23 protein-coding genes are annotated in these 19310 nt (G+C 59.4%); 18 read left to right on the forward strand and 5 right to left on the reverse strand.

Translation table 11 applies throughout. The annotated features are described in order from the left end of the window. The first annotated feature begins 94 nt into the window (after positions 1-94). Positions 95-592 (forward strand): antibiotic biosynthesis monooxygenase, encoded by a 498-nt coding sequence (locus CIC07_RS03135; protein WP_076360191.1) that lies wholly within the window; start codon positions 95-97, stop codon positions 590-592. Positions 593-654: 62 nt separating this feature from the next. Here CIC07_RS03135 and CIC07_RS03140 read toward each other — a convergent pair whose 3' ends face one another. From CIC07_RS03140 to CIC07_RS03155, 4 genes are all read right to left on the reverse strand, one after another. Beyond that, positions 655-831, reverse strand: a complete 177-nt coding sequence (locus tag CIC07_RS03140) for a DUF2304 family protein (protein WP_121234953.1) — start codon at positions 829-831, stop codon at positions 655-657. Between the two features lie 362 nt (positions 832-1193). Continuing rightward, on the reverse strand, positions 1194-1355 hold the full coding sequence (locus tag CIC07_RS03145; protein WP_157742013.1) for a hypothetical protein: 162 nt from the start codon (positions 1353-1355) through the stop codon (positions 1194-1196). A gap of 84 nt (positions 1356-1439) precedes the next feature. Further along, positions 1440-2588 (reverse strand): sensor histidine kinase, encoded by a 1149-nt coding sequence (locus tag CIC07_RS03150; protein WP_076360193.1) that lies wholly within the window; start codon positions 2586-2588, stop codon positions 1440-1442. Positions 2589-2745: 157 nt separating this feature from the next. After that, positions 2746-3450, reverse strand: coding sequence for a response regulator transcription factor (locus tag CIC07_RS03155; protein ID WP_076360195.1), 705 nt, complete (start codon positions 3448-3450; stop codon positions 2746-2748). A gap of 193 nt (positions 3451-3643) precedes the next feature. On the opposite strand from CIC07_RS03155, the gene radA reads away from it, so the two are divergent. From radA to pssA, 3 genes are all read left to right on the forward strand, one after another. Continuing rightward, a complete protein-coding gene (radA, locus tag CIC07_RS03160) occupies positions 3644-5020 on the forward strand; it encodes a DNA repair protein RadA (RefSeq protein WP_021878520.1) in 1377 nt (458 codons plus the stop codon). A 17-nt stretch (positions 5021-5037) separates the two neighbouring features. Next, complete coding sequence (disA, locus tag CIC07_RS03165; RefSeq protein ID WP_021878521.1) at positions 5038-6114, forward strand: DNA integrity scanning diadenylate cyclase DisA; 1077 nt, start codon at positions 5038-5040, stop codon at positions 6112-6114. A gap of 108 nt (positions 6115-6222) precedes the next feature. Further along, entirely contained in the window at positions 6223-6966 is a 744-nt protein-coding gene (gene pssA / locus CIC07_RS03170) for a CDP-diacylglycerol--serine O-phosphatidyltransferase (protein WP_076360197.1), read from the forward strand. Positions 6967-7194: 228 nt separating this feature from the next. On the opposite strand, the gene CIC07_RS03175 is transcribed toward pssA, so the two are convergent. Further along, on the reverse strand, positions 7195-7590 hold the full coding sequence (locus tag CIC07_RS03175; RefSeq protein ID WP_021878523.1) for a nucleoside triphosphate pyrophosphohydrolase family protein: 396 nt from the start codon (positions 7588-7590) through the stop codon (positions 7195-7197). Between the two features lie 304 nt (positions 7591-7894). Here CIC07_RS03175 and CIC07_RS03180 point away from each other — a divergent pair, with 304 nt between their 5' ends. The 14 genes from CIC07_RS03180 to rplK all read left to right on the forward strand — a co-directional run bounded on the left by CIC07_RS03180 (position 7895) and on the right by rplK (position 19257). Beyond that, on the forward strand, positions 7895-9007 hold the full coding sequence (locus tag CIC07_RS03180) for a PIN/TRAM domain-containing protein (protein ID WP_076360199.1): 1113 nt from the start codon (positions 7895-7897) through the stop codon (positions 9005-9007). 187 nt (positions 9008-9194) lie between these two features. Next, positions 9195-9839 (forward strand): 2-C-methyl-D-erythritol 4-phosphate cytidylyltransferase, encoded by a 645-nt coding sequence (gene ispD / locus CIC07_RS03185; RefSeq protein WP_234993120.1) that lies wholly within the window; start codon positions 9195-9197, stop codon positions 9837-9839. 2 nt (positions 9840-9841) lie between these two features. Then, the gene (ispF, locus tag CIC07_RS03190; RefSeq protein ID WP_048743647.1) at positions 9842-10324 is read left to right on the forward strand and encodes a 2-C-methyl-D-erythritol 2,4-cyclodiphosphate synthase; all 483 of its coding nucleotides are present in this window, start codon (positions 9842-9844) and stop codon (positions 10322-10324) included. A 248-nt stretch (positions 10325-10572) separates the two neighbouring features. After that, positions 10573-12048, forward strand: coding sequence for a glutamate--tRNA ligase (gltX, locus tag CIC07_RS03195; RefSeq protein WP_076360201.1), 1476 nt, complete (start codon positions 10573-10575; stop codon positions 12046-12048). Positions 12049-12540: 492 nt separating this feature from the next. After that, positions 12541-13224: a serine O-acetyltransferase gene (gene cysE / locus CIC07_RS03200; RefSeq protein WP_175619226.1), complete on the forward strand. Its 684-nt coding sequence runs from the start codon at positions 12541-12543 to the stop codon at positions 13222-13224. Between the two features lie 17 nt (positions 13225-13241). Continuing rightward, entirely contained in the window at positions 13242-14720 is a 1479-nt protein-coding gene (gene cysS, locus CIC07_RS03205; protein WP_076360203.1) for a cysteine--tRNA ligase, read from the forward strand. Then, positions 14717-15178 (forward strand): Mini-ribonuclease 3, encoded by a 462-nt coding sequence (locus CIC07_RS03210; protein ID WP_076360205.1) that lies wholly within the window; start codon positions 14717-14719, stop codon positions 15176-15178. The genes cysS and CIC07_RS03210 overlap by 4 nt, the downstream gene beginning before the upstream one ends. Beyond that, entirely contained in the window at positions 15168-15956 is a 789-nt protein-coding gene (rlmB, locus tag CIC07_RS03215; RefSeq protein WP_076360207.1) for a 23S rRNA (guanosine(2251)-2'-O)-methyltransferase RlmB, read from the forward strand. Before CIC07_RS03210 ends, rlmB begins: the two co-directional genes overlap by 11 nt. 5 nt (positions 15957-15961) lie before the next feature. Beyond that, positions 15962-16483 carry an NYN domain-containing protein gene (locus CIC07_RS03220; protein WP_076360209.1) on the forward strand — a complete coding sequence of 174 codons (522 nt, stop codon included), beginning with the start codon at positions 15962-15964 and terminating at the stop codon, positions 16481-16483. A gap of 300 nt (positions 16484-16783) precedes the next feature. Further along, positions 16784-17434, forward strand: a complete 651-nt coding sequence (gene sigH / locus CIC07_RS03225; protein WP_076360211.1) for an RNA polymerase sporulation sigma factor SigH — start codon at positions 16784-16786, stop codon at positions 17432-17434. Between the two features lie 372 nt (positions 17435-17806). Continuing rightward, a complete protein-coding gene (rpmG, locus tag CIC07_RS03230; protein ID WP_021878532.1) occupies positions 17807-17956 on the forward strand; it encodes a 50S ribosomal protein L33 in 150 nt (49 codons plus the stop codon). Between the two features lie 17 nt (positions 17957-17973). Then, positions 17974-18183 (forward strand): preprotein translocase subunit SecE, encoded by a 210-nt coding sequence (gene secE, locus CIC07_RS03235; RefSeq protein WP_021878533.1) that lies wholly within the window; start codon positions 17974-17976, stop codon positions 18181-18183. A gap of 24 nt (positions 18184-18207) precedes the next feature. Beyond that, on the forward strand, positions 18208-18741 hold the full coding sequence (nusG, locus tag CIC07_RS03240) for a transcription termination/antitermination protein NusG (protein ID WP_048743635.1): 534 nt from the start codon (positions 18208-18210) through the stop codon (positions 18739-18741). A 90-nt stretch (positions 18742-18831) separates the two neighbouring features. Then, positions 18832-19257 carry a 50S ribosomal protein L11 gene (rplK, locus tag CIC07_RS03245; protein ID WP_021878535.1) on the forward strand — a complete coding sequence of 142 codons (426 nt, stop codon included), beginning with the start codon at positions 18832-18834 and terminating at the stop codon, positions 19255-19257. Positions 19258-19310 lie beyond the last annotated feature (53 nt).

Below are 19310 nucleotides of genomic sequence, written 5' to 3' on the forward strand. Positions count from 1 at the left end.
AGGAAAGCCATGGCAGAGGCGGCGTTTGTGCCGTGCCGCCCAGGCTGTTAAACTGAGGAAAGAGCGTTCCCATTCTCGAAGGAGGCGAAAGGTAATGATCGTCGTAACGAATACGATTCAGATTAAGTCGGGCTTCGGAGAACAGGTGGCGGAAAGGTTCAAAAATCCGAAAGGCGTCCATACGATGCCGGGCTTCGCAGGCATGGAGCTGCTGCTCGACCGCAAGGAGGAATCGGACGAGCTGAAGGTCGTGACGCATTGGACGGACAAGGCGAGCTTCGACAATTGGGTGAACAGCGATTCGTTCAAGCAAGCGCATGCGCGGCGCGCTCCCGAGGGAGCGGAGAACGCAGCTCCGGCTGGAGGAGCGCAGCCGATGGGCGGTACGGCGGCAGACGGCAATCCGGCGCCGGAGCATGCGGCTGCAGCAGCGTCCGGGCATCCGGGCGGAGCCGGCGGGCATCCGGGCAGCGGCGCTCAGGAAGCAGGGCACGGGGCGGCGACGGCAAGCGCGCCGAATCCAAGGGATCTGATGCTCGGCTCCAAGCTGAGCATCCACGAGGTTCTGTTCCGCCTGGGCGCGGAATCCTAAAAAAAGCTGTCTCCTCTCTCATGGAGGAGACAGCTTTTTTTGTTGGTGGCCGCAGTCGGCCATCAGCCGTGGCCCAGCGGCAGGAAGGGGAGCAGGAACAAGCCGAGTATGCTTCCGCTGACGGTAATCCAGAGCAGCGCGTAGCGGTCCCGAAGCACTCCCTTGCGGACGCAGTGCATGACGAGGCCGACGAACAGCAGGGCGATGGCGATCAGGGCGAGTCTCAGCAGATCGGGCATAAGTTGTTCCTCCTTCGAATCATGGAAAATGAGTTCGCATGACGATGACGAGCTTGTACAGGCTCTAGTCCGTTGTATATATGTTTAGCATCGGCCATTGAATCGCAAGTTATACATAGGACGGCTGGTTATCAGGAAGCGGAGGAGGAGAATGGGGGCATTTGTGAAGATCCCTGTTTTGCGATCATGCCTGTATCCATCCTATTTAAGCTCCTTTGAATCGGTGCAGGGAGCTTAATCCACTATTTCAATCCAAACGATGAATCGCCAAAAAAGACAGGAAAACTTGCCTTCCCATCCTTATTGGCGGCGAATAAATATGAAATGGCAATATCCTGAACGGCTGTGCAGCAGAGGCGTGATCAGCCGCCCTTCATGAAGGAAGGAGCCAAAATGACGGCGAGCTGTGCGAGAGCGACAGAGCTCCAGAGAAGCGCCTGGCGAAGCGGGACCTTACTGCTCTTCCATTGGAAGGCAGCTCCCGCGGACAACGTCAGAACGACAGCGAACATGAAAATCCTCAAGCATTCCATCCCCTTTTTCCGGGTAATGAAATCAGTATAGAGGCGGGTTCTTAACAGCGGGCCGACGGTAATCTTAACTTATTCTTAATCGCTCGTTCCGGGTTCCGCCGGTAGCGCGCCGGAGACATGGGACAGAGGAAGTCGGACGATGAATTCCGTCTTGCGCCTGGAGCTGGTTGCGGATGCCGCTCCTCCGTGCAGATCCAGTATGCTCTTGACGATGGCAAGCCCGATGCCGCTGCCGCCGGTCGCCTTGGAGCGGGAGGCGTCGACTCGATAGAACCGCTCGAACAGCCGCGGGAGCTGGTCCTGCGGAATCGGCTCGCCGTAGTTCCGGAAGATGATTTCCGCAGCAGGCTCAAGCTCGTCCTTGCGCAGGACAATGTCAAGCGCGCCTCCGTCTGCTCCATACCGGATCGCATTGCTGATCAGATTCTCGAAGACGCGGAGCAGCAGCTCCGGATCCGCATCCACGATCAGGGGGCTCTCGGCGGGATGGACGAGGCAGGCCATTTCGGCTTCCTCCAGCGCCGGCATGAATTCTTCGGCAAGCTGCCCGAGAAAGGGATTGAGATCGACGGTTTCGCGCTGGAGCGGGAAACCGCTGCTGGTGACGCGGGTATATTCGAACAGATCGTCGATCAGCTTGCGCAGGACGAGAGACTTCTCATAGGCGATGTGGACATACTGCCGCATCTCGACCTCGTCCCGGTACCGGTCGTCCTCGATATATTCCAGGAACCCGAGCACCGAGGTGAGCGGAGTGCGAAGATCATGGGACACGCCGGTGATGAGGTCGTCCTTGGCTTGCACGGCAGCCCTCTCCTCTTCCTGGGCGAGCTGCAGCCTGCGGGCCATTTCGTTGACGCTGCGCGCAACGACCCCGAGCTCATCGCTGCTGCTCTCGTCGATGCGGTGGGACAGATCACCTGCCGAGATCGCCTGCAGGGCGCTCGTCAGTGTGTCGAAGCGCTTGATGATGCCCCTGGACAAGGAAAAGAACAGGGAGATGAACAGCAGCAGTCCGACGATGACCCGAACGGGGCCGGAGCCGATCCAGTTGATGGTGTAGGCAAGCGCCTGCGTCAGGAAAAAGGACTTCGACGGATTGAACCGGATGAGCAGCTCCGCCAGGTAATTGCCCAGCAAAAGAAGGACTCCCATGCCGAGCAGGCTGGCGGCGAAGCTGAGGATGAATTTCCATAGAAAGGTTTGGAAGATGCGGCTGGCCAAAGATGTGCCTCCCTCATAGACGGACGTCGTTCTGCGGCTTCTCGATCGGATTCGGATCATGAGCAAGTGACTGGGACAGGCCGGACGTCTCTGCGAGCAAGAATGCCGGCGTCATGCGAATGCGTCCGTGCTTCGATGCATCGAACATGCTCTCGCCCTACAGCTTCTCCATTTTGTAGCCGACGCCCCATACGGTCTTGATGTACCTGGGATGCCTCGGATCGGCTTCGATCTTCTCCCTCAGCTTGCGGATATGGACCATGACGGTATTTCCCGCTTCAAAAAAAGTTTCCTGCCAGATCATCTCGTACAGCTGCTCGATGCTGTACACTCGGCCGGGATTGCGCCCGAGCAGCTCCAGGATGGAGAATTCCCGGGGAGTGAGCCGCACCTCCTGGCCCTCGACGGTCACTTCGCGCGTCGCGGAATTGAAGGTGACGCCGTCGATCGTGACGGCATCCGGCGAGGCGGCGTCGCCGGATGCGGCTCCGTAGATGCCATATCGGCGCAGCTGGCTTTTGATCCGCGCGAGCAGCTCCAGCGGGCTGAACGGCTTGGACACATAATCGTCGGCCCCGACGCTGAGGCCATGGATCTTGTCGATCTCCTCGCTTTTGGCGGACAGGAAGATGATCGGCATCTGCCGGATCTCCCTGATCGCCATGCAGGTGTCGATTCCGTTCATGCCGGGCATCATGACATCGAGCACGACCAGATCCACTTTTTCCTTCCGGATGATGTCAAGCGCCTCGCCGCCGCTGGCCGCGGTCAGAAGGCGGAACCTTTCCTGCTTGAGGTAAAGTCCCATCAGCTTGACGATTTCGGGCTCGTCATCGACGAGCAGCACCGTTTCTTCGTTCATGTCCCACCGCTTCCTCTCTCTTTTCTGCCAGTATAACGGAAAAGTTCTTATCTTTTTCTTAGATTGCCGGACATCGGGGAAAAAGAAGCTCTGCCGGCTTCTTCTCGAAAGAATGTTCGCATGATTTTCTTTTGTTGCGGCCTCTGAAATGGTAAACTTTGAAGGTACGTCATATCCGTAAAAGGAGCCTTCGATGGCCAAACTAAAAGTGAAATTCGCCTGTACGGAATGCGGAACGGAATCGCCCAAATGGCTCGGGAAATGCCCCGGCTGCGGCGCCTGGAACACGATGGTGGAGGAAAAGGAGACGGTGGTCAAAACCGCCGGCGTCGGATTATCCTCCCCAATGGCCCGCGGGACGAAAGAAAAGCCGCGTTCCATCATAGACATAGATACCGGGCATGAGCCCCGCATCGAAAGCAGCATCGGGGAGCTGAACCGGGTGCTGGGCGGCGGCGTCGTGCCCGGCTCCCTCATCCTCGTCGGCGGCGACCCCGGCATCGGCAAGTCGACGCTGCTGCTGCAGACATCCCATGCCTTGTCGGCCGCCGGACTCAAGGTGCTCTATATATCGGGCGAGGAATCCGTTCGCCAGACGAAGCTCCGCGCCGATCGACTCGGCGCGCTGAGCGCGTCGCTGTTCGTGCTCTGCGAGACGAACATGGAGCATATCAATGATGCCATCGATACCGTCCAGCCTGATTTTCTCGTCATCGACTCCATCCAGACCGTCTACGACCCTAGCGTCCAGTCCGCACCGGGCAGCGTCGCCCAGGTGAGGGAATGCACGGCCCACTTCATGCGCGTCTCCAAGCTGGGAGGCATCGCGACCGTGCTGGTCGGACATGTCACCAAGGAGGGCGCGATCGCCGGCCCGAGGCTGCTGGAGCATATGGTGGACTGCGTCCTTTACTTCGAGGGGGAACGCCATCATTCCTATCGCCTGCTCCGCGCGGTCAAAAACCGCTTCGGCTCCACCAACGAGATCGGCATCTTCGAGATGGGCGAGAGCGGGCTGCGCGAAGTCGCGAACCCGTCGGAGCTGTTCCTGTCGGAGCGGCCGCTGGGCGTCTCCGGCTCCACCGTCGTGGCGAGCATGGAGGGAACGAGGCCTGTGCTCGTCGAGCTTCAGGCGCTTGTCGCGCCTACGCATTTCCCGTCGCCGCGCCGGACGTCCACCGGCTACGACCACAACCGGATGGCGCTGATCATCGCCGTGCTGGAAAAACGGATCGGGCTGTTCCTGCAGACGCAGGATGCTTACCTGAACGCCGCCGGAGGCGTGCGCCTTGACGAGCCCGCTGTCGATCTGGCCGCCGCCGTCGCGCTTGCCTCCAGCTTCAAGGATGCTCCGACGCGTCCGTTCGACGTCGTCTTCGGCGAAGTGGGGCTGACCGGCGAGGTGCGGGCCGTGTCCCGAGCCGAGCAGCGGGTCAAGGAAGCCCAGAAGCTGGGCTTCAAGCGGGTCATCATGCCCGAGAAAAGCCTCAAGGGCTGGAAGCCGCCGGACGATATAACGATTGTCGGCGTGAATACCGTATCCGAAGCATTGCGCGCGGCGCTGGAATAGGGGGTTCGCTAGAAATCATGAAAGAGAACAGAGAGATCGAAATCACGAATCAGCTGCTGCAGCTGGTCGCGCCGGGCACCGCTTTCCGCGAAGGGCTGGACAACGTGCTGCGGGCAAAAACGGGCGCGCTGCTCGTCGTCGGCTACAGTCCCGAGGTCATGGAGGTCGTGGACGGCGGGTTTTCCATCAATTGCGACTTTTCCCCGAACTATCTGTACGAGCTGGCCAAGATGGACGGGGCCATCATTCTGAGCGAGGATCTCAAGAAGATCCTGTATGCCAATACCCAGCTCATTCCGGACCCTTCGATTTCGTCGATCGAGACCGGGATCAGGCACCGCACCGCGGAGCGGGTGGCCAAGCAGACCGGCAAGCTGGTGGTATCTATTTCGCAAAGGCGTAATATCATCACCTTGTATATGGGTAATCTAAGGTATTCCCTGAAGGACATGGGCGTTATTCTTACGAAGGCGAATCAGGCGATCCAGACGCTGGAGAAGTACAAGGCCGTGCTCAGGCAGTCGTTCACGAATCTGTCTGCGCTTGAATTCGAGGAATTGGTGACGCTGCAGGAGGTCGCGCATGTCATCCACCGGGTGGAGATGGTGCTGCGGATCAAAATGGAGATCAAGCGGTACGTCAACGAGCTCGGAACGGAGGGCCGTCTCATCAGCATGCAGATGGAAGAGCTCATCGGAGGCGTGGAGGAGGATGCCTGGTTCCTGCTCAAGGATTATGCCCGCGACAACAGCGACGAGAAGATCCGGGACATCCGGACCGGGCTCAAAAAGCTCAGCAACGACGAGCTGATGGACGCGCCTCATGTCATCCGGCTGCTCGGCTATCCGCAAGGAGCGACGATCGCGGATGAGGCCGTTCATCCGCGAGGCTATCGCCAGATGTACCGAATTCCGCGTCTTCCGCTCATCATCATGAACAATCTGATCGAGAAATTCGGAAATCTGCCCAATATCGTCATGGCCACGATCGGCGAATTGGACGAAGTGGACGGAATCGGCGAGGTGCGCGCCCGGGCGATCAAGGAAGGATTGCGCCGGATTCAAGATCAAATGTTCATTGACAGACAAATCTGATTCCCCTAGAATGGGGGAATGCCGACAGGAGGGCTTGGATGATGGTGGCATTTTTTCCATCGATGTCCATGATATCCCAAGGCATAGTAGAGATGAGGTGGAAATGAAGTGTTTGCAAAATCATTGCCGAGTCTTTTTACCATAGGCAACCTGTTCCTCGGGATCGTCGCTATTATTATGGTGTTCAATGAGAAGCCTGAAGTCGCCGCCATGATGGTCATTATCGCCATGCTTCTGGACGGGGTCGACGGCCGCGTCGCCCGCGCGCTCAATGTTCAAAGCGAATTCGGCAAGGAGCTCGATTCCTTGTCCGATATCATATCGTTCGGTGTCGCCCCTGCTTTCATCATGTATGTCGTGGCTTTCCAGGATCTCAGCTCGCAGCCGGCCGCTTGGATCGTGACCGCGATCTTCCCGATCTGCGGAGCTCTCCGGCTCGCCCGGTTCAACGTCATCTCCGGCATTCCGGGCTACTTCGTCGGCCTGCCGATTCCGGCAGCCGGCGGCGTTCTGGCTACGCTGGCCCTGTTCTACACGGATATCCAGCCTTGGGTGCTGATGGCGAGCACGCTCGTTCTCGCGCTGCTGATGGTCAGCACGGTGAAGTACCCGAACTTCAAGAAGATCGGACTGCCCAAGGGCGCGATCTGGAGCATTCCGATCGTCGTCGTCGTCGCGGTCGTGCTCGGCGTCGCTTTCCCGGATCAGATCTCCAAGATCATCTTCGTGCCGCTGCTGCTCTATGCGCTGTACGGCCTAAAAAAAAACGTTAATGTCCAGGGACGCCTGCGCCGCCGCAGATCCCGCCGTTCCGAAGGCGAAGAAGAGAACGTCCGCAAGCGGAGCGTGTAGCTTCCTCTTGCCGCAGGCATGGAATCCACTGCTGCGATGCAGCGTCGACTTCCTCATGACCCGGTGCCGGGTTTGTTGTTTGTCTGCGGAGATTTTGCCTTGGCGGAGATGGGCTCGCCGATTCCCGGCCATAGCCGTCGTCGCCGTTGAAGTCAGCAAATAAAAAGCAGTCCGCCCTCCAATGGAGGATGGACTGCTTTTTTTCAATGTCCGGATAGAAGATCCGGTTCAGGTCAAATTGAAAATGCCGAGCGTGGAGCATTTATCGGATTCGGCGGACAGAACCTCGCCGAGATCGATTTCCAGCAGATTGCAGAGCGCGGACATGTAGAACAGGTGGCGACCCAGCTCGTTTTTCAGCACATCGCGGCAGTTCTCGCACACATGGCCGTCCATGTGGGTGCCCAGAAGCTGCTTGGCGCTCTCGAGCTCGGGATCGTCCGAATAAGGCTGCTTGCTGGCCTGGATTTCAATACAGCCGCATTCGGTCACGGCTTTCGTGACTGCGCGGTTGACAGCTGCGCCCGTCTGTCCGAACTTGGACAGGACATCGAGCATGCTCCGGTGACGCAGGAGCAATTCCGATACTTGCTGCTGAAACTCTTGGAGCGTTGGAGCGCTCATCGGTATCCACCTCTTTCGCGATTTTTGCTGTTATGGGAATGCATGTCATGGGTCGAGCATGCGATTTCATCCGCCGTATGCTGGACGGCGATGGCCTGAATCCATTATAAGCCCGCCCTGTCCAGAATACAAAAACGAAATCGCCATTATGAGAAATCCTTCATGACGCGTCTCCGGCAGCGCTTGCGGTCCATGGACGGGAATCAGGCACGCCCTTCGATTCTGCTGCGGAATTGTTGCTTGGCTGGGACGGTTTAGCCTTCTCCAAATTGGAACATACTGGCTAATGGAGGTGGCATAAGCGATGATAAAACGTATTCTGCAATTACTCGGTATCGTATTCGGCGGCATGATCGGCTCTCAGTTCGGCAATGGAACAGGCGGAGCGCTTCCGGCCGGCCTTGGAAGCTACAGCCCTCTCGCAGGGAGCTACGGTTCTTTCGGATTTTACACCGGAATGGCGACAGGCGCGCTGGCGGGCCTGCTGCTGGCGACCGCCCTTGCCGGAAGGCTGGAGAAAATGCTCGGGGAAGGCGTGCGCCGCGCTTCCGACATGCCGGCGGCGGATCTGCTGGCCGGCGCGGCGGGATTGACCGGCGGGCTTATCCTTTCGGCCCTGCTCTATCCCTCGGTGTCCCAGCTCCCGGGCGCGGCGGCGACGATCGCCCCGGCGCTGCTCACTTTGGGACTCGGCTACGTGGGACTGAGCGTCGGGCTGAGAAAGAAAGAGGAGCTGACGGAAGGGCTCCACGCGATGATGCAGCCGAAGACGCTGCCCGCTCCGGAGAAGGAAGAGCATGTCAACTTCGAAGAGCATAAGATCATGGACACAAGCGTCATCATTGACGGCCGGATCGCGGATATTTGCAAGACGGGCTTCATCGAAGGCACGCTCGTCATTCCCGAGTTCGTCCTCGAGGAGCTGCAGCATATCGCCGATTCCTCCGATCTGCTCAAGCGCAACCGCGGCCGCCGCGGCCTGGACATCTTGAACAAGATCCAGAAGGAGCTTGACGTGAAGGTCCTTATCTACGAAGGGGATTTCGAGGAGATCGGCGAGGTGGACAGCAAGCTCGTCAAGCTGGCCAAGCTGCTGCGGGGCAAGGTGCTCACGAACGACTTCAACCTCAACAAGGTCTGCGAGCTGCAGGGAGTGTCGGTGCTGAACATCAACGATCTGGCCAATGCGGTCAAGCCGGTCGTGCTGCCGGGCGAGGAGATCGTCGTGCAGATCATCAAGGACGGCAAGGAGCATGGGCAAGGAGTCGCCTATCTCGACGACGGCACGATGATCGTCGTGGAGGGCGGCAGGGATTACATCGGCATGACGATGGAGGTGCTCGTGACGAGCGTCCTCCAGACTTCGGCGGGGCGGATGATCTTCGCGAAGCCCAAGCTGTTGGAAAAAGCGCTGTAACAGGGTATGATAGGGAATAAACGTTACAGCGGGAAGTGAGCTTCGGAAGATGGACAAGCAATATGGCGGCGAGCAAGCCGCAACCTCTCAGGCCGCCCCGGGCGCCGCGTCTTCGGATGCGGCGCTTGTCGGCTTCCGGGAGGATCGCTGGGGGGCCGTCATCGTGGCGGCCGGACGCGGCACGCGGATGGGCACCCCGGAGAGCAAGCAGTTCCTGCTGCTGCGGGGCAAGCCGGTGCTGGTCCATACGCTGGAGCTGTTCCAGGGGATGGCCGCCATCCGGGAAATCGTGCTCGTCACGGGAGCGGCGGATGCCGAACGATGCCGCCGCTGGTGCGGGGAGTACGGCTTGACCAAGGTGGCCGCGATCGTCGAGGGCGGCTCCGAGCGCCAGCATTCGGTGCGGATCGGGCTGGACTCGCTCACGGCGGATTGGGCGCTTGTCCATGACGGCGTCCGTCCGCTCGTCAGCGAGGCCGCGGTGTCCGCTTGCCTGGCGCATGCCGAGGAGACCGGCGCGGCCGTGCTGGCCGTGCCGGTCAAGGACACGATCAAGAAGGTGGACGCGGCGGGCGTCATCGAGTCGACGCCGGACCGGAGCAGCTTGTGGGCGATCCAGACCCCGCAAGCTTTTCGCCGCGCCCGTCTCGCGGAAGCCCACGAGCGGGCTCTTGCGGACGGCTTTCTCGGAACGGACGACTCCATGGTCGTGGAGCGGCTCGGGGATCCGGTCGCCGTGGCCCAAGGGGAATATACGAACATCAAGATTACGACCCCGGAAGATCTGCCCTACGCGGAATTTCTTCTGGAGCAGAGGGAGAGGGGACGATAGAGATGATTAGAGTGGGACAAGGATTCGACGTGCATCAGCTGGTGGAGGGCCGTCCATGCATTATCGGGGGCGTCGCCATTCCATTTGAAAAAGGGCTGCTCGGCCATTCCGATGCCGACGTGCTGCTGCATACGGTAGCGGATGCGGTGCTCGGCGCGCTTGCGCTCGGCGATATCGGCAAGCATTTCCCGGATACGGACCCTGCGTTCAAGGATGCCGACAGCGTCAAGCTGCTGGAGCATGTATGGGCGCTTGCGGTTCAGCGGGGATATGCGCTGGGGAACCTGGACTGCACGATTATCGCGCAGGCTCCCAAGATGGCGCCGTACATTCCCGCGATGGTGGAAGTGATCGCCCGCGTGCTGGGAGCGGAGCAGGACCAGGTGAACGTCAAGGCGACGACGACGGAACGGCTCGGATTTCCCGGACGGGGCGAGGGAATCGCTGCCCAGGCGGTTGTCTGCCTCGTGAAAAATATGCTATGATGGCACTTATTTTAGGCTGCTAAGTGTAACCGTACAGGAGGCTCAGGCAAGCGGAACATGATTCCGATCGCTGTGAACCCGTAGTCCTCGTCCCGCCCATCCACAGTGGAATTCGGTTTCATAGGCGAACGCTGCGTCTGCTCCATCATGCTGCCGCTGCCTCCGGCGCCGTAGCGGTTCCACTTACATAAATAGCGTCCATAGGGCGAGGCCCCGGACGAAAACAAGAACGAAATGGGGAATTCAAGATGGCAGACCAAGGAACGCAGGAAATCCGCGTCCGCTATGCTCCGTCGCCGACGGGACATCTGCATATCGGCAACGCGCGCACCGCGCTGTTCAACTATCTGTTCGCCCGCAGGCATGGCGGCAAGCTCATCGTCCGCATCGAGGATACGGACGTGAAGCGCAACGTGGCCGGCGGCGAGGAGAGCCAGCTGAAGTACATGAGCTGGCTCGGCATCACCTGGGATGAAAGCATCGACATCGGAGGCGGCTATGGACCGTACCGCCAGACCGAACGCCTCGACATCTACAGCCGGTACTGGCAGCAGCTGCTCGACGAGGGCAAGGCTTACCGCTGCTACTGTACGGAAGCGGAGCTCGAGCAGGAGCGGGAAGAGCAGAGCGCGCGCGGCGAAACCCCGCGGTATTCGGGCCGCCACCGCGATCTGACCGCCGAGCAGCAGGCCGCCTTCGAAGCGGAAGGGCGCGTCGCGAGCATCCGCTTCCGCGTGCCGGAGGACCGCACGTACACATGGGACGACATGGTGAAGGGCACGATCAGCATCGACACCAAGGAAACGGGAGATTTCGTCATCGTGAAGAAGGACGGCATCCCGACCTACAACTTCGCGGTTGCGGTCGACGACCATCTCATGAAGATCTCCCATGTGCTCCGCGGCGAGGACCATATCTCCAATACGCCGCGCCAGCTGATGATCTACGAAGCTTTGGGCTGGGAGCCGCCGCTGTTCGCCCATATGACGCTGATCGTGAACGAATCCCGCAAGAAGCTGAGCAAGCGGGACGAGTCCATCATCCAGTTCATCGAGCAGTACGAGAATCTCGGCTACCTGCCGGAGACGCTGTTCAACTTCATCGCCTTGCTGGGCTGGTCGCCGGAGGGCGAGCAGGAGCTGTTCACGCGCGAGGGGCTCGTGGAGGCGTTCGACGAATCGCGCCTCAGCCGCAGCCCGGCCGTGTTCGATACGAACAAGCTGGCCTGGATGAACAACGAATACATCAAGTCGCTGGAGCTTCCGCGTCTCGTCGACCTCTGCCTGCCGCATCTGCAGAAGGCGGGACGGATATCGGAGGAGCCAGAGGCCGGCGAGCGAGAATGGGCGGCCGACCTGATCGGCCTCTACCGCGACAAGCTGCGCTGGGGAGCCGAGATCGTGCCTTTGACCGAGCTGTTCTTCCTGGAATCGTTGCAGGACGAGGCGGAGGCTGTCACCGTGCTGGAGGAAGAAACGGTGCCGACGGTGCTTGGAGCCTTCCTGTCCGGCGTCGAGACGCTGGAGCCCGAGGCCTGGAACGAGGAGGGCATCAAAGCGCTCATCAAGTCGGTCCAGAAGGAAACCGGCTGCAAGGGAAAATCGCTCTTCATGCCGATCCGGGCCGCAGTCACCGGGCAGACGCACGGACCGGACCTCAACCGCACCATCGCGCTGCTCGGCCAGGTCAAAGTCGCACAGCGCCTGCGCGCCCGCTTGGGCTGAGGACGGCCTCGCATATATTTCCGCGCCCCGGCTTCTTGCACTTTGCGGGTTATCGGGTATACTACAAGTAATTGAACCTTTTTACAGGCTTTGACCAGGAGAGAACCGCCATATCCGGGATTGCAGAGAGGACAACCGCCACGCATCCGGCCGCAGCACATCGCGACGCGCCGGGAGGGTGACGGCTGGGAGTTGTCCATTCCGGCGGCGGGTTCATGCACCTGCGAGCCTTGCTCCGATCTTGCGGAAGCTTCTCTTCCGCTCGGGTAGGCGGCAACGCATGGCCGGCGTTACAGGCTACGAGACAGGGCCGCCAGGCATCCTGACCCGCTTGAGACCGCTGCGCGCGCGTTTCTCCCGGGCGGATGCGGCCCTGTGCCGCAGAGTGGGACCGCGTCTGTACGCCTCTGCAGCCTTAGGGCTGCGGAGGCTTATTTTTTTGATTGGACGGAAGTAAGCTTGGATCATCTCGCCCGAAGGGGGCTGAAGCCGATGTTGCGTCACATGAAATCCGATATACGGGCCGTGTTCGACAACGACCCCGCTGCGCGCAGCGTGTTCGAGGTGATCTTCACCTATTCGGGACTGCATGCCATCTGGGCGCATCGCGCCGCGCACTATATGTTCAAGCGCAAATGGTTCACGGCCGCCCGCGTCATCTCTCAGGTCAGCCGGTTCATGACCGGAATCGAAATCCATCCCGGAGCCAGAATCGGCAGCCGATTGTTCATCGACCACGGCATGGGCGTCGTCATCGGGGAGACTTGCGAGATCGGGGACGACGTCATCATCTATCAAGGCGTCACCCTCGGCGGCACGGGCAAGGAAAAGGGCAAGCGCCATCCTACCATAGGCAGCAACGTCGTCATCGGCTCGGGAGCGAAGGTTTTAGGATCGTTTCAGGTTGGAGACTATTCCAATATCGGCTCCAACGCCGTCGTTCTCCGGGAAGTGCCCGAGAACAGCACGGTTGTGGGCAACCCGGGGCGCATCGTCAAGCGCAACGGAGAAAAGGTCGGCGACAGGCTCGACCATGCGAAGCTGCCCGATCCGCTCATCGAGATGATCCGCGGCATGCAGAATGAAATCAATTCCCTCAAGGCGGAGGTCGACCGGCTCAGCCAGTCTGCGGCGGCCGTTCGCGAATACAGGGAGGAACCGGTAAAATGCCGGTAAGCGGAGGCGAAGCGTAAATGAGTCTGGAAATCTACAATACGATGAGCAGGACCAAGGAAACGTTCAAGTCGCAAGAGCCGGGCAAGGTCAAAATGTACGTCTGCGGCCCGACGGTCTACGACTATATCCATATCGGCAACGCGCGGCCGGCGATCTTCTTCGACGTCGTGCGCCGTTATCTGAAAGCGGTCGGATACGAGGTCAAATATGTCGTCAACTTCACCGACGTGGACGACAAGATGATCCGCAAGTCGGAGCAGCTCGGCATTACGGTGCCGGAGCTCGCGGACAGGTTCATCTCCGCGTATTACGAGGATACGGAAGGGCTCGGCGTCCACCGTGCGTCGCTGAATCCCCGCGTCATGGAGCATATGCCCGAAATCATCGCTTTCGTCCAGGATCTCGTCGACAAGGGAGCGGCCTACGAAAGCGGCGGAGATGTCTATTTCCGGACGAAATCCTTCGCGGACTACGGCCAGCTTTCCCACCAGAACATGCAGGAGCTGCAGATGGGCATCCGCATCGGCATCGACGAGCGCAAGGAGGATCCGCAGGATTTCGTCCTGTGGAAGGGCGCCAAGCCGGGAGAGATCAAATGGGACAGTCCATGGGGGCCGGGCCGTCCGGGTTGGCATATCGAATGCTCTGCGATGGCGAAGCGGCATCTGGGCGATACCCTCGACATCCATGGAGGAGGCAACGACCTGCAGTTCCCGCATCATGAGTGCGAATGCGCCCAGTCCGAGACGCTGAGCGGCAAGCCGCTCGCCAACTACTGGATGCATAACGGCTTCATCAACATCGACAACCAGAAGATGTCGAAGTCGCTCGGCAACGGCATTACGGTCCATGACATGCTGACCCGGATCAAGCCGGAAGCGATCCGCTACTTCATGTTATCCGGCCATTACCGCTCGCCGCTCAACTTCAGCGACGACACGGTAGAGCAGGCGCTCGGCAGCGTGGAGCGGATCGCCAATTGCCGCACCAACCTGCTGCATCGGCTGTCGGCTGTCGGCGGTTCCTTGGAAGCCGTTGCTGCCGTCGATGCCGAAGGCAGCGGCTCCGCCGGCCTGGGCTCGCTCCGGTTCGCGCCGAATTCCGGAAATGCCGAGCTGGATGCCCGGCTTCTGGAGCTGAGCGGCCGCTTCACGGCCAAGATGGACGATGATTTCAATACGCCGGATGCCATCACGGTGCTGTTCGATCTGGTGACCGAAGCGAACCAGCATCTGCAGCGGCCTGTCGTGACGGCCAGCGAGGCGCTTGCCTTCATCGCGCTGATGGACGCCATGGACAGCGTGCTGGGCTTGCTCCCGGCCGCGTCCGGGCAGCATGGACTGCTGGATGCCGAGGTGGATGCGCTGATTGTCGAGCGCACGGAAGCCCGCGCTTCGAAGAACTGGAAGCGCGCGGACGAAATCCGCGACCTGCTGGCAGAGCAAGGCATACTGCTGGAGGACACCCCGCAGGGCATCCGGTGGCGCCGCAAATGAACGAGCCTCTGAAGGAACAAAGCCGCGAGCTCCCTTACGAGCCGCCGTCCAAGACGCCGGAGCTGCTGAACCCTATCGTGCTCGCTTACGCCGGCGACGCGGTGTTCGAGCTGCTGGTGCGCCAGCATCTGCTCGCCCAGCGAAATCTCAAGCCGCATCATCTGCATCGCGAGGCGACCGGCATGGTGTCGGCCAAGGGGCAGCGTCAGCTGCTGGAGCGCTGGGCGCCGATGCTGTCGGAGGAAGAGGCCGACATCGTCAGGCGCGGCCGCAACGCCAAGTCCGGCCAGTCTCCGCGCAATGCGGATCCGGCCGATTACAAGCAGGCGACCGCTCTTGAGAGTCTGATGGGGTATTTATATTACAAAGGCCGGACCGAACGGATCCGGGAGTTGATGGCGGCCGCTTTCTCGGAGAAGGAAGCGGAACGCGGAAAGGAGACTGGGAATGGCCAGTGACAGGCAGAAGAAGGAACAGAATGACCAGAACGAGCAGGAGCAGCAGGAATGGATCGCGGGCAAACATCCCGTCCTGGAGGCGCTCCGCTCGGGCCGCGAGCTGAACAAGATCTGGATCGCCGACACGGTGCAGAAGCCGTCGGTATCCCCGATCATGGCCGAAGCCAAGAAGGCGGGAATCGTCGTCCAGTTCGTGGACAAGCGCAAGCTCGACCAGCTGGGCCTTGAAGTTTCCCACCAAGGAGTCGTAGCCCAGGCGGCGGCCTACCGGTACGCCGAATTGGAAGAGCTGCTGCAGCGGGCCAAGGACCGCGGCGAGACGCCTCTGCTGCTTATTTTGGATGAGATCGAGGATCCCCATAACCTCGGCTCCATCCTGAGGACGGCGGAATGCACGGGCGTGCACGGAGTCATCATTCCGAAGCGCCGCGCCGCCGGCCTGACGGCGACGGTGTGGAAAACCTCCGCCGGAGCGGCCGAGCATGTGCCGGTGGCGCGCGTGACCAACCTCGCCCAGACGATGGAGAGCCTGAAGCAGGAGGGAATCTGGATCGCGGGCGCGGACGTTTCGGCCGAGCAGGATGTGTACAAGACCAGCTTCGATCTTCCTCTCGCCATCGTCATCGGCAACGAAGCCAAAGGCATGGGCCGGCTGATCCGCGAGAAATGCGATTTCCTCGTCAAGCTCCCGATGCTGGGCCAGCTCAATTCGCTCAACGCCTCCGTGGCCGCCGGCGTGCTCATGTACGAGGTCGTCCGGCAGCGCCGGGGCGTCTAGCTGCCGTGTCCCGCCAGTCGGACGTCCTGCTGGTCGACGGCTACAACATCATCGGCGCCTGGCCGGAGCTGGAACGCTTGAAGGAGAGCAATCTGGAGGAAGCGAGGGACCGGCTGCTCGACCTGCTGGCCGACTATCAAGGCTATACGGGGCAGCAGGTGTACGTCGTGTTCGATGCGCATCAGGTTCCCGGCAGCCGCTCGGCCTACAAGCAGCACAAGCTGACGGTCGTATTCACGAAGGAAAAGGAAACGGCGGACGAGTGCATCGAGCGTCTCGTCTCCGAGCTCAAGAAGCGAAGCCGCCATATCTATGTGGCGACCTCGGACTCCGTCGAGCAGCATGTCGCGTTCGGCAAAGGCGCCTTGCGGATCTCGGCCCGGGAGCTGGAGCTCGAGCTGCAGCAGAACCGCCGCGAGATCGACAAGTCCCTGCGGTCGGACAGCGCCAAATCCCGCAATACGATCGATGCCAAGCTGTCGCTGGAAATGAGGACGATGCTGGAAAGGATGAGACGGGGGCAATGAAACGGGCGGAAGCGGCGGTTGCGGAGATAGGCGTGTAAGCTTATCTGCCTCCGCAACAGCGGTTTCAAACCATCTGTTTACAATTTTTCAAGATCCTATCGTTTATAGAACGCTCGTTTGCGTTGACGATGTCAAGAGTGGTCTTGTATACTGTCCTTATTATTTCTGGCAAAATTGTCCGCTTTTCCGCCGTTTGTCGCCGCCTGGTTTTCCAGTCCGGACGATAGCGGAAGGAGAGCTTTCCTGACTTAAGAAAAATAGACCTTGCAGTGCACGCTTTGCAGGCCGGAGGGATAGTTGGTGAGCATCGACCTCAGAGAATGGAGTACGCACGATTATGACTGCCGAACGGACGAAGACGTTGTCGAGGCGGTGCGGACGGGCGACAGCGAAGCGCTGGAGTATCTGATCAACAAATACCGGAATTTCGTCCGGGCCAAGGCCCGCTCTTATTTCCTCATCGGAGCGGATCGGGAAGACATCGTGCAGGAAGGCATGATCGGGCTCTACAAGTCCATCCGCGACTTCAGGGGGGACAAGCTGGCTTCCTTCAAAGCTTTCGCGGAGCTGTGCATCACCCGCCAAATCATAACCGCAATCAAGACGGCGACCCGGCAGAAGCATATTCCGCTGAACTCCTACGTTTCGCTGGACAAGCCGATCTATGATGAAGATTCCGACCGCACGCTGCTGGATGTCATCTGCGGCACCCGCGTCAGCGATCCGGAAGAGCTCATCATCAATCGGGAGGAGTTCGACGGCCTCGAGGACAAGATGTCCGAGATTCTGAGCGATCTGGAGCGCAAGGTTCTGATGCTGTACCTCGATGGCCGCTCCTACCAGGAGATCGCCGTTGATCTGGACCGGCATGTCAAATCGATCGACAACGCCCTTCAGCGAGTGAAGCGCAAGCTGGAGAAGTACCTCGAGCTGCGGGACGTCAGCTGTTAGGCTGCCGTCCTGTCCTCAACGTGCCTGCTTTAAGACCCGGCGACGGGTCTTTTTTCTTTGCAAGCCGCCGGCTGGCGATGGACGGCCGTTTAGAACTCTATCAAAACGGCTATACTTGGAAACAGCGATGAAAGCAGCGCGCCGTCCCCCGGTCCCGATGCCGGCAAGGGCTGCGCGCCGCCTGCCTCTCCAGCCTTCCCGCCGCTCTGCGTGCGGCTTCCGGGCCGCCCGGAAGCCTTCCATTTTGCATTGACATGCAAGAATCCGTTATGATAAGGTACTTAGAGTGACTCGGATCAGGCCTGAGGCCCTCTCGGGTCCTATCGCACGTTGTTTGACGAAGCGCACTCTTAAGATCGGGAGGTGACCTAAATGCGGGTTATTATCACGCTTGCATGCACGAACTGCAAGCAAAGAAACTACACGAACACCAAGAACAAGCGCAATCACCCCGACCGCATGGAAATGAGGAAGTTCTGCAAGTTCTGCAACGAGCATACTCCTCACCGCGAGACGAGATAGTCAGGAGGTGGGTTCAGGTGACTTTTATCGCAAAGCTGAAGCAAAACTTCGGATCGACGTTTGGTTTTTTTGCAGACAGTTGGGCTGAGCTGAAGAAAGTTCGCTGGCCAAACCGTAAAGAGTTGACAAGCTATACGATCGTAGTTCTCGTCACGATCGTGTTTGTGACGATTTACTTTTGGCTTCTTGACATCGGGATCTCATCTCTGGTTGAACTGATTGTTTAAGAAGGGTCCAAAGGTGGATTGTTAATGGAAAAAAGATGGTATGTGGTTCATACTTACTCGGGCTATGAGAACAAGGTGAAAGCCAACCTCGAGCGCCGCGTCGAATCGATGGGCATGGAAGACAAGATCTTCCGCGTGCTGGTTCCGATGGAAGAAGAAATCGTGAACAAGGACGGGAAGAAAAAGACCGTCATGCGCAAAGTCTATCCGGGATACGTCCTGGTGGAAATGATTCAGACCGACGATTCTTGGTATGTTGTTCGCAATACGCCTGGCGTAACGGGATTCGTGGGCTCTACAGGTTCCGGCTCCAAGCCGACGGCACTGCTTCCGGAGGAAGTGGACGCCATTCTCAACCATATGGGAATGTCCGAGCCTAAGCCGAAGATGGAATTCGAGCTGAAAGAAACCGTTCGCGTTACAGTAGGTCCGTTTGCTAACTTTGTCGGCGTCATTGAAGAAATTCAAATGGACAAGAGCAAGCTGAAAGTCCATGTCAACATGTTTGGTCGTGAAACTCCGGTTGAACTTGACTACACACAGGTCGAGAAGGTATAATGAACCGGTTTCCGGCCTCCGGATTCATCCGGATGGCGGCATGAGCATTTCATGTCAGGCAACTGACTTCGATCGCAGGAGGTGTAACACATGGCAAAGAAAGTCATCAAACTCGTCAAGCTGCAAGTTCCGGCAGGCAAAGCCAACCCGGCTCCGCCAATCGGTCCTGCACTCGGTCAAGCAGGCGTCAACATCATGGCGTTCTGTAAAGAGTTCAACGCTCGTACGGCTGATCAAGCCGGCCTGATCATTCCGGTCGTCATCACCGTATTCGAAGACCGCTCCTTCACGTTCGAGACGAAAACTCCTCCAGCAGCCGTACTGCTCCGCGTAGCAGCAGGCATCGAGAAGGGTTCCGGCGAACCGAACAAGAAGAAGGTCGCTACGGTCAACCGTTCCAAGGTCCGCGAGATCGCAGAACAAAAAATGCAGGATCTGAACGCTGCATCCGTAGAAGCCGCAATGCGCATGGTCGAAGGTACTGCCCGCAGCATGGGCGTAACGATCGTCGACTAATCCAGGACGCGCCTCTCGGCGCGGCGTCACAGCGGGACCATCTGGTTTCGCAG

Origin of the sequence: Paenibacillus sp. RUD330 (genome assembly GCF_002243345.2) — a bacterium.
Classification (GTDB): Bacteria; Bacillota; Bacilli; order Paenibacillales; family Paenibacillaceae; genus Paenibacillus_O.

What these genes read in the sequence shown, in the direction of transcription:
- CIC07_RS03135 (WP_076360191.1), top strand. Translation starts at nt 95, where the DNA reads ATGATCGTCGTAACGAATACGATTCAGATTAAGTCGGGCTTCGGAGAA.
- CIC07_RS03140 (WP_121234953.1), bottom strand. Translation starts at nt 831, where the DNA reads ATGCCCGATCTGCTGAGACTCGCCCTGATCGCCATCGCCCTGCTGTTC.
- CIC07_RS03155 (WP_076360195.1), bottom strand. Translation starts at nt 3,450, where the DNA reads ATGAACGAAGAAACGGTGCTGCTCGTCGATGACGAGCCCGAAATCGTC.
- radA (WP_021878520.1), top strand. Translation starts at nt 3,644, where the DNA reads ATGGCCAAACTAAAAGTGAAATTCGCCTGTACGGAATGCGGAACGGAA.
- disA (WP_021878521.1), top strand. Translation starts at nt 5,038, where the DNA reads ATGAAAGAGAACAGAGAGATCGAAATCACGAATCAGCTGCTGCAGCTG.
- CIC07_RS03175 (WP_021878523.1), bottom strand. Translation starts at nt 7,590, where the DNA reads ATGAGCGCTCCAACGCTCCAAGAGTTTCAGCAGCAAGTATCGGAATTG.
- CIC07_RS03180 (WP_076360199.1), top strand. Translation starts at nt 7,895, where the DNA reads ATGATAAAACGTATTCTGCAATTACTCGGTATCGTATTCGGCGGCATG.
- ispD (WP_234993120.1), top strand. Translation starts at nt 9,195, where the DNA reads ATGGGCACCCCGGAGAGCAAGCAGTTCCTGCTGCTGCGGGGCAAGCCG.
- ispF (WP_048743647.1), top strand. Translation starts at nt 9,842, where the DNA reads ATGATTAGAGTGGGACAAGGATTCGACGTGCATCAGCTGGTGGAGGGC.
- gltX (WP_076360201.1), top strand. Translation starts at nt 10,573, where the DNA reads ATGGCAGACCAAGGAACGCAGGAAATCCGCGTCCGCTATGCTCCGTCG.
- cysE (WP_175619226.1), top strand. Translation starts at nt 12,541, where the DNA reads ATGTTGCGTCACATGAAATCCGATATACGGGCCGTGTTCGACAACGAC.
- cysS (WP_076360203.1), top strand. Translation starts at nt 13,242, where the DNA reads ATGAGTCTGGAAATCTACAATACGATGAGCAGGACCAAGGAAACGTTC.
- CIC07_RS03210 (WP_076360205.1), top strand. Translation starts at nt 14,717, where the DNA reads ATGAACGAGCCTCTGAAGGAACAAAGCCGCGAGCTCCCTTACGAGCCG.
- rlmB (WP_076360207.1), top strand. Translation starts at nt 15,168, where the DNA reads ATGGCCAGTGACAGGCAGAAGAAGGAACAGAATGACCAGAACGAGCAG.
- rpmG (WP_021878532.1), top strand. Translation starts at nt 17,807, where the DNA reads ATGCGGGTTATTATCACGCTTGCATGCACGAACTGCAAGCAAAGAAAC.
- nusG (WP_048743635.1), top strand. Translation starts at nt 18,208, where the DNA reads ATGGAAAAAAGATGGTATGTGGTTCATACTTACTCGGGCTATGAGAAC.
- rplK (WP_021878535.1), top strand. Translation starts at nt 18,832, where the DNA reads ATGGCAAAGAAAGTCATCAAACTCGTCAAGCTGCAAGTTCCGGCAGGC.